Raw genomic sequence first — 12802 nt, forward strand, 5'->3', positions numbered from 1 at the left:
CTACTCCCAGTTCAGGTGGTCCAGTCTTGATGCATAGCTACGCCGCAATGATCTGAGCGGATCATCTCCGCGGATCAGAAAGTGCGCTCGACATCCAACCTCTTTTCTCACTCTTCGCGATCAAGAAACCCTCCGGACTGCCGCTCCCACAGCTGAGAATAGAGACCTTCCCTGTCCTCCAGCAACGCATCATGCGGTCCGTCCTGAACCATCGCTCCGCCATCCATCACCAGCAGCCTGTCCATCGCGGCAATGGTCGAGAGCCGGTGCGCGATGGCAATCACGGTCTTGCCGGTCATGAGTTCGGCAAGGTTCTCCTGAATGGCGGCCTCAACCTCTGAATCAAGCGCTGAAGTCGCCTCGTCCAGGACCAGAATTGGGGCATTTTTCAAAAGCACCCGGGCGATGGCGATCCGCTGCCGCTGACCGCCCGAGAGCTTCACTCCTCGCTCACCCACCTGGGCATCAAACCCTTTGCGGCCCTTGGCATCCACCAGGCTCTCGATAAAGCCCAGCGCATGGGCCCGGCGGGCGGCTTCCCGCATCTCGTCTTCGCTTGCACCCGGCTTGCCGAAGAGAATGTTCTCCCGGATCGACCGGTGAAGCAGAGACGTATCCTGCGCGACCATTCCGATCTGGGCCCGCAAGGACGCCTGAGAGACTTCGCGGATATCCTGGCCATCAATCAGGATCCGGCCTGCTTCCACGTCATGGAACCGCAGAAGCAAACTGACCAGGGTGGACTTGCCTGCCCCTGAAGGTCCCACCAGACCAACACGCTCGCCCGCGCGAATGGAAAGGTCGAGATGGTCAATGACGCCGCCCGCCTTGCCATAGTGGAACCGCACGCCCTCAAACCGGACGGCGCCTTTTTCCACCTTGAGAGCGGCGGCTTCCGGTTGATCCTGAACGGCCACCGGCCGGACAATCGTATCCATGCTGTCCTGAAATGTTCCGTAGGAGCGGAACAGGCCATTGAGCTGGCCCTGCATTCGGTTCAGCAGGAGATTGAGCCGCAGGGTCAGCCCCAGCGTGAAGGCGACTTCACCGGTCGAGAGCTGCCCAGTTTGCCAAAAGACGAGCGAGAAAGCCGCAATCAGCACAATCATCGCGCCGCTCAAGACACCATTGCTGATCCGCACGATCGTCAGCATCCGGGTAAAATCCATCAGCCGGTCGAGGAACCGGTCATAGGTTTGCCGGACACCGCGGTTCTCGCCTTCAAGCGTGCTGAAAAGCTTGACCGTCTGGATGTTGCTGTAGGTGTCGACAAAACGGCCACTGACGCCGGAACCGGCATGGGCCAGCTCCTTTGCCCGCTGGCGGACCCGGGGAATGAAATAGCGGGACATGACTGCATAGATTGCCAGCCAGAGGGCAATGATCGCTCCAAGAACCCAGTCGAGCCTGCCAACCATGACCATCGTGGTGAGCGCATAGACGAGAATGTACCAGACCGTCTGAAGCAGCGAGTTCATGAAATCGCCGCTGGCCATGCCTGCCTGCCAGACCTTGGCTGCCAGACGGCCGGCGAACTCGTCCTGGAAGAAGCTCAGCGACTGACGCATGACATGCTGGTGTGATTGCCAGCGGACCAGATTGAAGAACCCCGGCACCACGGTCTGTTCTTCGGTCAAGGCACTGAGGGCGACCACGATCACCCGCACCACCAGGATCACAAATGCCATCAAGAGCAGGAGCCAAAGATTATCCTGAAAGAAGGTCTCCCGGGCATTGGTGTCCAGAAGATCCACGATCCAGCCGATGAAACTGTAAAGCGCCGCCTCCAGGCCCGCCATGGCCCCGCCGACCAGAAGCATCAAGACAAACGGCCATTTTGCCTGCCTGACAAACATCAGGAACATGGCAAAGGGCGTCTCCGTCCCGGTAATCGGCGGACCATCCCGATAGGGATCGATCCAGCGCTCGAACAGGCGAAAGACGGGTGTCACGGGTATCTCCGGAGGTGGATGAGGAGGAAAATGCGGCGAACTGAGGCCGAGTCGCCCTCACCTCACAAGACTAGGACTATTGGCAGGGCTTGCAAGAGCGCGGCGAACCTGCCACTTGGCGGGCCGCGATCAGATGGAGGCCCCAATGACCGATCTCGTACTTTTCCAACCCGACATTCCGCAGAATACCGGCACGATCCTGCGCACGGCTGCCTGTTTCGGAATATCGGTGCACCTGATCGAACCGGCCGGTTTTCCCCTGTCTGACAGTGCGCTCAAGCGGGCTGGCATGGACTATCTCGAACGGGCTGCCCTTGTCCGCCACCTGACTTTCGACGCCTTCGAAGACTGGCGCAGGCAAGAGAGGCGGCGCCTCGTGCTTCTGACCACAAAGTCCGCAGAACCCTATACCGGGTTTTCGTTCAGGACCGATGACCTGCTGCTGCTGGGGCGGGAATCGGCCGGAGTGCCCGACCTTGTCCATGAAGGCGCCGACGCGCGGCTGACGATCCCCATGGCAGAAGGAATGCGTTCGCTGAACGTTGCCATTTCGGCAGCTATCGTGCTCGGCGAAGCTCTGCGGCAGACCGATGGCTTCCCCCTCCCCGTGTAAGGGCCTTGCCCGCGACAGATCATGCGAAAGGGCGTCTGGCCAACAGGTTTCAAACCCACTAGAAACCGGTCAGCAAACCAACGACCAGAGAACCGGAGCCAGCTTGCCATGAGCGCCCCTTCCCCTGAACAACGCGGCGGCCCCGTGCCCGATGGGATCGAGATCAAGAAGGAAACCGCAACCGCGTGGTTTGCCGAGCTTCGGGACCGGATCTGCCGGGCGTTTGAAGCGCTGGAAGACGAGATCGGCGCACTGAACGGGCCCTTGGCGGATCAACCGGCTGGCCGGTTCGTACGCATCCCCTGGGAGCGCACCGACAGTACGGGCGCGAAGGGTGGTGGTGGCGTCATGTCCATGATGCATGGGCGCGTGTTCGAGAAGGTCGGCGTCCATGTCTCCACCGTTCATGGCGAGTTTTCTCCCGAGTTCCGGGGGCAGATCCCCGGAGCAAGCGAAGACCCGCGTTTCTGGGCCTCCGGCATCAGCCTGATTGCGCACCCCCAGAACCCGCATGTACCGGCCGTGCACATGAACACTCGCATGGTGGTTACCACCCGCCAGTGGTTTGGCGGCGGCGCGGACCTGACACCGGTTCTGGATGCCCGCCGTACCCAGGAAGACCCGGACACGCAAGCCTTCCATGCTGCCATGGAAGCTGCCTGCGCAGGCCATGATGTCGCGGATTATCCGGCCTACAAGGCCTGGTGCGACGAGTATTTCTTCCTGAAACACCGCAATGAGCCGCGCGGTATTGGCGGGATCTTCTATGACTATCTCCACAGCGGTCGCTGGGAAGCGGACTTCGCCTTCACCCAGGAAGTCGGCAAGGCATTCCACCGCATTTATCCGGAGTTGGTGCGCAAGAATTTTCTGAAGACCTGGAGCGAAGCCGAACGCGAAGAACAGCTGATCCGGCGCGGACGCTATGTGGAATACAATCTGCTCTTCGACCGAGGCACTATCTTTGGCCTGAAGACCGGTGGCAACGTCGCCTCGATCCTGTCTTCCATGCCGCCTGTGGTGAAATGGCCGTAAGCTGACGGCCAGGCGGCAGACCTTGAAAGGTCTCCGCCTGCGCTAGCGGGCCACCCGGCGCGGGACGTTGACATCCGCCGGGAAAATCACGGGCCTGAATTGCTTCAGGAGCTGCTGGTCGATCTTGCCCTTCATCTCGACAAGTACAGAAAATGCCTGACGCGGGCTGTAGCTTTCCTTGTATGACCGACGCTCGGTCAATGCCGCATAGATATCGCAGATCGTGATCAGCCGGACAGCTGGGCCGATCTGATCGGCCGTCAACCCTTCCGGATAGCCACTTCCATCCAGATACTCATGGTGGCTCACCATCATCTTGATGATTTCGGACGGCACTTCCGAGTGCTGCTCAATGAGTTCCCGGCCAAAGACAGGATGCTTCCTGATCAGCTCCATTTCCTGCGGATCGAGCTTGCCTGGCTTGTCCAGGATCGAAAGTGGAATCCGCACCTTGCCCAGATCATGAATCAGCGCACCGGCGCTGATGAAAGCCTTTTGCCGCTCAGACAGCCCAAGCGCCTCCGCAAAGGCGACCGCATAGACCGTCACCAGCATGGAATGGCAGAATGTATGGCTGTGATGGCTTTGCACTGCCCCGAGCAAGGCATCGAGACCGTCGGCATTCAATGCCTCACCGATCTTCTTGTGCATCGTCATGGCTGCCTCGACCGGCAGTGCCATATTCAGCACTGCGGCAATCGATGCGTCTTCCAGCAAAGCGCAACCGGCAACCACAGCTTGAGCCGTCTTCTCCGGTGTTTCTGTATCCAGAGCGGGTAGTCCATATTTTCCGAACCGGCCCCTGAGAAGATTGATGAGCCCATCAACGCCACTACGGCGATCGACAACATTCGACAAGCCAATTGCCTTGGCTTGTACGAGGTCTTTCCGCTTTGAAAAATCTGCAAGACCCAGCCGCTCGATGGCCGGGTGGAGATCGAGCTTGGATTTGAAGGTTTTCAGATCCGTGCCAGTCGCCCCTTCGATATCGGCAATAACAATCGCGACATTGGCGAGGGATACCTCGGCGAGATCGGAAAAGCAGATGGTTTGGCCGGGAAAAATACATGCAGCGGCTGTGAGCGCCTCAGCGCACTGATCCAAATCTGCAGACAGAAACAAGACGTTCTGCATTTCCCCACCTCCGACTATCCGGACAGTAGGGAGGAAGGTGTAAACAAAGCCTTCCAAATATCCTCATCCGGACATCTACGTAGCCTTTGACCTCTTGCTACGTCTTATTCGCCGGACATTACATGCGAAAGGCAAACAAGCAATTCACTGCGGTCCATTTTTAAACCGTCAGCAATCCATATAGTTTCCAATTTCTTTAAATATGTTCCTATATCCGGGCCGGGCTTGATACCAAGCGCGATCAGGTCCGATCCCGACACCGGAAACTTTGGCTCAGAGCAGGCGAGAATCTCTGCCAAAAGGGCCGTAGTCCGCTCAACGGGCCACCGTTCTGACGCGGTATGCAAAAGCACGCCTGACACCAGGGCGTCCTTGCCGTAGAGGAAAATCATCTCCTTCAGACGGGATGACAGTCTGTTCCCCAGCGCGGCCACCCTCCGCTCGCCCGCAAGACCCTGGACCATCCGGTCCCGCTCTGCATTGGACAGGCGCAACCTTTGGGCAAGGCGCTCGCCATCTTCCTCGACAAAGCCGGCAAGAGCCGCAAGGCCAAGAGCTGGGTCCTGCACGCCAGGAACGATATCGCTGAAGGCGCGAAACGCGGCAAACCGTCCGGGGCGGGAAACGCCGCCAAGAATGACCGGCAGGATGCCTGCTTCCTGCATAGCCTGAAGGCATGCCGAAGCCAGAGGTGCCAAGACTAGGCGTTTCATCTCCGCCCCTACCCGCTCTCCGGAAAGCTGCGTCAGCCCGAGGCGGAGAGACGTGCAGGCAGCAAGCCCGGCCGCATCAAGGGCCCCACGTCCATAGCTTGCATGAATGCGGAAGAAACGGAGAATGCGCAGATAATCCTCCCGGATCCGCTGTTCCGGATTGCCGATGAACCGGATCCTGCGGGCCAGACAGTCTTCCAGCCCTCCCAGCGGATCATGAATCCGTCCATCTCGTCCTGCATAGAGCGCGTTGAGGGTGAAATCCCGACGCAGCGCATCCTTTGTCCAGTCCCGGCCGAAATGTACCTTGGCCTGCCTGCCAAAAGTCTCGACATCCTCTCTGAGGGTTGTCACCTCATAGGGAAGGCCGCCGCTGACGATGGTGATGGTTCCGTGGTCAATGCCGGTCGGTACGGGCTTGAGCCCTGCGGCCTTGGCACGGGCCATGACAGTCTGGGGCAAGGCGGTGGTCGCGATATCGACATCCCCGACAGGCTCGCCAAGAAGGCTATTGCGGACCGCGCCGCCAACAACACGGGCCTCATCCCCATCCTGCTCGATCGCGGCAAGGACAGCCTGCACCGAGGGGTGATGCAACCAGTCGGCATGCTCCAGAAAGCGGCTCATCTATTGGTACCGGCCCGGCACGAACACGCCATCTTCCATATGGGAGGGAATATACTCCGCCCCGTCTGGCGCCTCACGGTAGCTTGCAAACAGCCCCAGACTGACAAGAACCAGCGCGATACCGGCAAGCGCCAGCCAGCGCAGCGGCCCCTTACGCCATTCTTCCGAGGTCTGTTCCTTCTTTTGCAGCCAGAGCCAAAGGGCATAGCCCATGAAGGGCAGCAGAAAGAGAAGGACGTGAGACAGAACAACCCGCAGCATCAGCCATATACCGTTTCATAGAGGGACCGGATGATGCCGGCGGTTACACCCCAGATGTACCGCTCGCCATAGGGCATCGCGTAAAAATATCGGGGCTTTCCTTCCCAGTCCCGGCTCTGTTTCAGGTGGTTGGCCGGGTTCATCAGAAAGGACAGCGGAACTTCGAAGATATCGGCAACCTCACCCGGATTTGGCTGAAGCGAAAATCCTGGCCGGATCCCCGCCACGACCGGCGTGACCTTGTAGCCGGATCCGGTCAGATAGGGAGCAAGTTCAGCTACCTTCTCGACAGAGTGAGGATCCAGCCCGATCTCCTCATTTGCTTCCCGGAGCGCGGCCTGCCAGGGACCACCGTCCGTGCCGTCGATCTTGCCTCCGGGAAAGGCTATCTGACCGGCATGGGAGCTGAGGTGAGGTGTGCGCAGGGTGAGAATGACGGTAGGTTCCGCCTCGTGAATGACCACCGGGATCAGCACGGCAGCGTCCCGCGGTGCGCCGGTCCAGCGGGCATAGGGGCCCAGATCCGGGTTCAGCACATGGTCGCCCGTGTCCCGCGCCATCCGTCCTGCAGCCAGACGCAGCAACTGGGAGCGGAAGCTGTCATAGCTTGCGTTTCCCGGGCTGGCGTTTCCTGGCTCCAGCGGATGCCGTTCCCCTGCCGGTCTGTCTTCCAAGCCCCTCATCACCTGACCCATTTCCTGCCTTGTTCGCGTTTCCAGCTTAAGAACTTCATGCGCTTGTGTCAGGTCCCTGACGACTGTTCCGGAACCGGGAAGAATGCCCCCTTGCTCCAGATGCCAAAGCGTCCGGCACCTTCCGGATCGGCGTCCGACATGTGCTCGGCCAATTCGTAAAGCAGCGGTCTTGCAAACAGGGCTTCCAGCCTGCCTCTCACCAGAACATAGGGCTTCAGGCCGCCGTTTGCCTCATTGATCTCAAAGCGCAAGGGATGATCCGCACCAACTTCGATCAAGTCACCGACGTTGGTTCGAAGGGTCAGTGCCTGTTCCCTCTCTGCCCCCTGCACATCCATCTCCACCGCCAGGAACGGCGCATCCTCGACGGTTATTCCCACCTTTTCCACAGGGGTCACGAGATAGTGACGGCCATCTTCATCCCGGCGCAGCACGGAGGCGAACAGGCGGACCAGAGGTTCACGGCCAATTGGGGTGCCCATGTAGTGCCAGCTGCCGTCCCGGGCGATGCGGATGTCCAGATCACCGCAAAATGGCGGATTCCACTTGTCGACCGGAGGCTTTCCCTTGCCGGAACTGCCCGCACGGTTGATCAGGGCCGCAAGTCCTGCCGGCAGATCCCGGGTGGCGATGTCCGTCATCCCTGTGCCTCCTCCAAGGGGGTGATCAAACCAAAGGAACCGGATTGTCCCTGCCCCGGTTTTGTCCGCGTTTTCAAAGGCTCATTCCCCCTGTTGCATTTATCAAGGGTCACTGTCCCGCCTGAATTTGCCGCTTATCTAACCGACAATATGGTGTCAAACTGCACGAGTCGCGAGACTTGCGCGCCTGAAAGCCTCCTAAACGGGCATTTTTCCTGCCTGAGGGATGGTGAAAATGGCCTGCGGCATGACAAGATTGCCCCATCAGAAGGGCCGTTCCGGACCTGCCTCATCTGGAACCGCGCCCAGTCAGGAAGGTACACGATGAGCGTCATGAGCCAGCCCCCCGCCTCCACAGACATGAGCGCGATTGCCGAGACCGCAGAAGCTGCCCTGGCGACGATAACCGGCGCAAAGGCGGAAATCGGACGCATCATCTTCGGTCAGGAGAACGTGGTCGAGCAGACGCTGGTCACCATCCTGTCGGGTGGACACGGCCTTCTCGTCGGCGTGCCCGGCTTGGCCAAAACCAAGCTCGTCGAAACGCTTGGCACGGTGCTTGGCCTTGATGCCCGCCGCATTCAGTTCACTCCGGACCTGATGCCCTCCGACATCCTTGGCTCCGAAGTCATGGAGCAGGCCGCTGACGGCAGCAGAGCCTTCCGCTTCATCAAGGGGCCGGTGTTCTCCCAGCTTCTGATGGCCGACGAAATCAACCGCGCCAGCCCCCGCACCCAGTCAGCCCTGCTGCAGGCGATGCAGGAATATCATGTGACGGTGGCAGGCCAGTCTCATGATCTTCCCCGTCCCTTCCATGTGCTGGCCACCCAGAACCCGCTGGAACAGGAGGGAACCTATCCTCTGCCTGAAGCCCAGCTCGACCGCTTCCTGATGCAGATCGACGTGCATTATCCGGACCTTGCCTCCGAACGGCAGATCCTTCTGGCAACCACGGGCGCCGAGCAGGCTCACGCCCAACCCGCCATGACCAGCGACGAACTCGCCAGCTTCCAGCAGCTGGTGCGCCGCATGCCCGTTGGCGAATCCGTTGTCGAGGCAATCCTGACCCTCGTCCGGTCCGCCCGCCCGGCGGAAGACGGCGGCTCCAGCGACCTGCAAAAGCTGATTGCCTGGGGCCCTGGCCCCCGTGCCAGCCAGGCGCTGATGCTGACCGTGCGCGCAAGAGCGCTGGTTGATGGACGCCTTGCCCCATCTGTCGATGACGTTCTGGCCCTCGCCGAACCGATCCTGCAGCACCGTATGGCACTGACCTTTGCGGCGCGGGCAGACGGGCACAATGTGCGCAGTGTCATTTCCCAGCTCAAGGCAAAGCTGGGCTGAGACAATCCCGCGGAAAGAGGGCTCCAGCCATGGCGGAACGCCAGCAGGACGGCATAACGGATCAGGATTCCTGGCCTTCGGTCATCGGGGAAGCCCGTTCGCTTGCCGAAGCCCTGCCGGATCTTTTCGTCGAGGCAAGCCAGGTTGCGAGCGCAATGATTGCCGGCTGGCACGGGCGCAGACGCTCCGGGCCGGGTGAAAGCTTCTGGCAGTTCCGCCCCTTCAACATGGGCGAACCCGCAAGACGCATCGACTGGCGCCGCTCCGCAAAGGACGACAGTCTTTATGTCCGCGAGCGCGAGTGGGAACAGGCCCATACGGTCTGGCTCTGGCCGGATCTCTCCGTCTCCATGAATTTCCGGTCCCGGCTCTCGCCGGTTCTCAAACGCGACCGGGCCGTTGTCCTGATGCTGGCGCTGGCGGAAATGCTGGCGACCTCCGGCGAGCGGGTCGGCTTGCCTGGCCTAAGCCGGTCACTATCGGGGCGCAACTCCGCAGAAACGCTGGCGCAGATCCTGTCGCACACCCCTGCCCCCGAAGCTCTTCCGGAAACCGCGGGCATCAAGCGCTTCTCTGATATCGTGCTGATCTCGGACTTTCTCGATCCCGTATCGGAAATCACGGCCTGGATGTCTCACGCCGCAGGTCTTGGGGCGCGGGGGCACATCGTTCAGGTTCTGGACCCTATCGAGGAAACCTTTCCCTTCGATGGGAGGGTGGAGTTTCACGATCAGGAACGGGGCACTCGCCTGACCACAGGTCGGGCGGAAAGCTGGCGGGAAGCTTATCAGGAACGGCTTGAACGGCACCGGGCAGAGTTGAAGGATGCTGCCCGCCGGGCGGGCTGGACCTTCATTCTGCATCACACGGACCGGTCTGCCGCCGAGCCCCTGCTTGCCCTGCACGCCGCACTTTCGGGAGGCGGATCGCCTTCTCATGGAGGATTTTGACCGACATGGGGTTCCTGCCGATTGCCTTTTCCTCTCCCTGGATCCTGACCGCCCTGGCGCTGCTGCCGGTCATCTGGTGGCTGTTGCGCCTGACCCCGCCGCGCCCGAAGCAAGTGCCCTTTCCACCGACCCGGCTGCTGCTCGACATCGAGGAGCGGGAGGAAACGCCGCAACGCAGTCCCTGGTGGCTGACACTTCTCAGACTGCTGCTCGCAGCCATTCTCATCATCGCCCTTGCCGGTCCGGTCTGGCGCCCTGCCAAGGACGTTGCCATGAACGACGGACCGCTCTGGGTCCTGCTCGACAACGGCTGGACCGCAGCCAGCAGCTGGACCGAGCGGTCAGCTGCCGCTGACCGCATTCTGTCCGACGCATCCCGAACTGGCCGGCCTGTCCTGCTGGTCGCCACGGCCGATGGACCGGCCCAATCCTTCGAGCCAGGCAGCGCTGTCGCCGCACAGGACCGGCTGCGGGCCTTGGAACCCCGTCCCTGGACCGCAAACCGTGGTGAACTGACCACAGGCCTGCGCAAGAGCGCCGGGAACGTCACGCCCGGTGCCATCATCTGGCTGTCTGACCGCACCCAGCCCGACAGCGGCACCACCTTCCAGCAGGACCTCTCCCGAATTGCCGGCGGCACACCCGTCACCGTCTATCAGGGGCTTGGCATTCCGATGGGACTGAAGTCCCTCGACAACACTGCGCAGGCTTTGAATGTCACCGTCCTCCGGCATCCGGAGGACAGCAGACCGGCTGCCATCCTGACAGCGCTGGACCTGAAAGGCGTCCCGCTGGCGGAGACGGCCGTTCAGTTTGATGCGGATGCCACTGAGGCCGTTGCCAAGTTCGATCTGCCGAGCGAGCTGCGCAATGACATTGCCCGTGTCGAGATTGCCGGAACCCAGGCAGCCGGGGCGGTACAGCTTCTGGATGACAGCTGGCGCCGCCGGGTGGTCGGCCTGATTTCCGGTGAAGCTGGAGATCTCGCCCAGCCGCTTCTCTCTCCGCTCTATTATCTGCAGCGTGCGCTCAGCCCCTTCTCCGATCTGCGCCTTCCTGAGCAGACGGATATCGCTGATGCGGTGCCCGAGCTGATCGATCAGGGCATTTCGGTATTGATCCTCGCGGATGTCGGGCGCCTGCCGGAGGATACTCGCGCCACCCTTTCGAAATGGGTGGAAGACGGCGGCATGCTGATCCGCTTTGCTGGTCCCCGCACGGCCGGGGGTACGGACGACCTGATCCCCGTGACCTTGCGTGCCGGTGACCGCACCCTCGGTGGCAGCCTGTCCTGGAAACAGCCGCAAAAGCTCGCGACCTTTGCCGACACGTCTCCTTTCGCAGGGCTTGAAGTGCCCGATGAAGTGACCGTCAGCCGCCAGGTTCTGGCCGAACCCACCTCGGATCTTCCCGACAGGACCTGGGCAACACTGGAAGACGGCACCCCGCTCGTCACCGCCAGCCAGACCGGCAAGGGCACCCTCGTGCTCTTCCATGTGACGGCTGACACGAACTGGTCCAACCTGCCTCTCTCCGGAACCTTCATTGATCTCCTGCGCCGCACGCTTGCGCTGGCAAGCTCTGGTGCTGCCACAGCCAACAGCTCTTCCGGTGCAGACCAGAGCGTGCTGCCGCCCCTGCGGTTGCTGGACGGCTTCGGCCGGTTCACCTCGCCCCCGGCAGACGTGACCCCGATCACGGTCGCTGACTTCCAGCATGCCTCAGCCAGCCGCAAGACGCCGGCCGGTCTCTATGGTTCGGAAGATGGCTTCCAGGCCCTCAACCTTCTCGGTCCGGAAGCCGCCCTTCTGCCTTTGGACCTCAGTGCCTTCAACGGCGCGGCAGACGTCAGAACCTATCCCTCCAATGACACAATGGATCTCAGAGCCATCCTGTTCTCGCTGGCCTTCCTGCTGCTGCTGATGGACGCCGCAGCGGTTATCCTGCTGATGGGTGGCATCAGCTGGCTGCGCCTGCGCCCCATGACATCCCGGGCAACCACGCGCGCCATGCTGCCCCTGGCCCTCGGCCTGTTGCTTGGTCTGGCCGCTCTTCCGGAGGATAGCCGGGCGCAAAGCTCCTCGGATGACGTGCGTGCCCTTGAAGCCACGCTGGAAACCCGGCTCGCCTATGTCATCACCGGCGTGCCGGAAATCGATGAGGCCAGCGCAGCAGGCCTTTCCGGTCTGAGCATGTTTCTGGCGGACAGAACCGCTCTGGAGCCAGGGTCCCCACTCGGGGTCGATATCTCCCGTGATGAGCTGGCCTTCTATTCGCTGCTCTATTGGCCGATCGATCCGGATGCGGAGAAACCAGATGCGCGGACGATTTCGCGCATCGACACCTTCATGCGCAACGGCGGCACGATCCTGTTCGACACCCGAGATTCCCTGACATCCTCGACGACCAGCTTCGGCAGCACCCCTGCCACCTTGAAGCTGCGGGAAATTCTCGACGGGCTGGATATTCCGCCGCTGGAGCCCGTTCCACCGGATCACGTCCTGACCAAGACCTTCTATCTTCTGGACACCTTCCCCGGCCGTTACGCCACCAGCCCCCTGTGGGTCGAGAGCCTTGAGCAGACCGCGACCAATGGCGAGCGGCCTGTGCGCGCCGGGGATGGCGTGTCACCGATCATGATCACCGGCAACGACTTCGCGGCTGCCTGGGCGGTCGATGACAGCGGATCCTTCCTTTACCCCACGGTGCCGGATGATCCGGTCCAGCGCGACTACGCCTTCCGCTCCGGGGTCAACATCGTCATGTATACGCTGACCGGCAACTACAAGGCCGATCAGGTTCACATTCCCGCGCTTCTGGAGCGCCTTGGCCAATGAGGA

General features: G+C 61.3%; 11 protein-coding genes. 5 read left to right on the top strand and 6 right to left on the bottom strand.

All coding sequences use genetic code 11. The annotated features are described in order from the left end of the window. Nucleotides 1-107 precede the first annotated feature (107 nt). The gene (locus tag BUA94_RS11550; RefSeq protein WP_328586297.1) at nucleotides 108-1952 is read right to left on the bottom strand and encodes an ABC transporter ATP-binding protein; all 1845 of its coding nucleotides are present in this window, start codon (nucleotides 1950-1952) and stop codon (nucleotides 108-110) included. Nucleotides 1953-2097: 145 nt separating this feature from the next. Between BUA94_RS11550 and BUA94_RS11555 the strand changes: the two genes are divergently transcribed. Both BUA94_RS11555 and hemF read left to right on the top strand, forming a co-directional pair. Continuing rightward, the gene (locus BUA94_RS11555; protein ID WP_073013845.1) at nucleotides 2098-2565 is read left to right on the top strand and encodes a tRNA (cytidine(34)-2'-O)-methyltransferase; all 468 of its coding nucleotides are present in this window, start codon (nucleotides 2098-2100) and stop codon (nucleotides 2563-2565) included. Between the two features lie 108 nt (nucleotides 2566-2673). Beyond that, a complete protein-coding gene (hemF, locus tag BUA94_RS11560; protein ID WP_073013194.1) occupies nucleotides 2674-3600 on the top strand; it encodes an oxygen-dependent coproporphyrinogen oxidase in 927 nt (308 codons plus the stop codon). 42 nt (nucleotides 3601-3642) lie between these two features. Here the strand turns inward: hemF and BUA94_RS11565 are convergent, their stop codons facing one another. The 5 genes from BUA94_RS11565 to BUA94_RS11585 form a co-directional block, all read right to left on the bottom strand. After that, nucleotides 3643-4734 (bottom strand): HD-GYP domain-containing protein, encoded by a 1092-nt coding sequence (locus tag BUA94_RS11565; protein WP_073013196.1) that lies wholly within the window; start codon nucleotides 4732-4734, stop codon nucleotides 3643-3645. 104 nt (nucleotides 4735-4838) lie between these two features. Beyond that, nucleotides 4839-6074: a CCA tRNA nucleotidyltransferase gene (locus BUA94_RS11570; RefSeq protein WP_073013197.1), complete on the bottom strand. Its 1236-nt coding sequence runs from the start codon at nucleotides 6072-6074 to the stop codon at nucleotides 4839-4841. Then, nucleotides 6075-6335 (bottom strand): DUF6111 family protein, encoded by a 261-nt coding sequence (locus BUA94_RS11575; RefSeq protein ID WP_073013198.1) that lies wholly within the window; start codon nucleotides 6333-6335, stop codon nucleotides 6075-6077. It abuts the gene before it with no gap. Further along, nucleotides 6335-7009 carry a CoA pyrophosphatase gene (locus BUA94_RS11580; RefSeq protein WP_408011926.1) on the bottom strand — a complete coding sequence of 225 codons (675 nt, stop codon included), beginning with the start codon at nucleotides 7007-7009 and terminating at the stop codon, nucleotides 6335-6337. The genes BUA94_RS11575 and BUA94_RS11580 overlap by 1 nt, the downstream gene beginning before the upstream one ends. 68 nt (nucleotides 7010-7077) lie before the next feature. Next, complete coding sequence (locus tag BUA94_RS11585; RefSeq protein WP_073013199.1) at nucleotides 7078-7671, bottom strand: DUF1285 domain-containing protein; 594 nt, start codon at nucleotides 7669-7671, stop codon at nucleotides 7078-7080. Nucleotides 7672-7995: 324 nt separating this feature from the next. Here BUA94_RS11585 and BUA94_RS11590 point away from each other — a divergent pair, with 324 nt between their 5' ends. From BUA94_RS11590 to BUA94_RS11600, 3 genes are read left to right on the top strand one after another with little or no spacing between them, the layout of a single operon-like run. Further along, nucleotides 7996-9012 (top strand): AAA family ATPase, encoded by a 1017-nt coding sequence (locus tag BUA94_RS11590; RefSeq protein WP_073013200.1) that lies wholly within the window; start codon nucleotides 7996-7998, stop codon nucleotides 9010-9012. Between the two features lie 29 nt (nucleotides 9013-9041). Then, on the top strand, nucleotides 9042-9962 hold the full coding sequence (locus BUA94_RS11595) for a DUF58 domain-containing protein (RefSeq protein WP_073013201.1): 921 nt from the start codon (nucleotides 9042-9044) through the stop codon (nucleotides 9960-9962). A gap of 5 nt (nucleotides 9963-9967) precedes the next feature. After that, nucleotides 9968-12799 (top strand): DUF4159 domain-containing protein, encoded by a 2832-nt coding sequence (locus BUA94_RS11600; protein ID WP_073013202.1) that lies wholly within the window; start codon nucleotides 9968-9970, stop codon nucleotides 12797-12799. Nucleotides 12800-12802 lie beyond the last annotated feature (3 nt).

Source organism: Roseibium suaedae, assembly GCF_900142725.1.
GTDB classification, from domain to species: Bacteria; Pseudomonadota; Alphaproteobacteria; order Rhizobiales; family Stappiaceae; genus Roseibium; species Roseibium suaedae.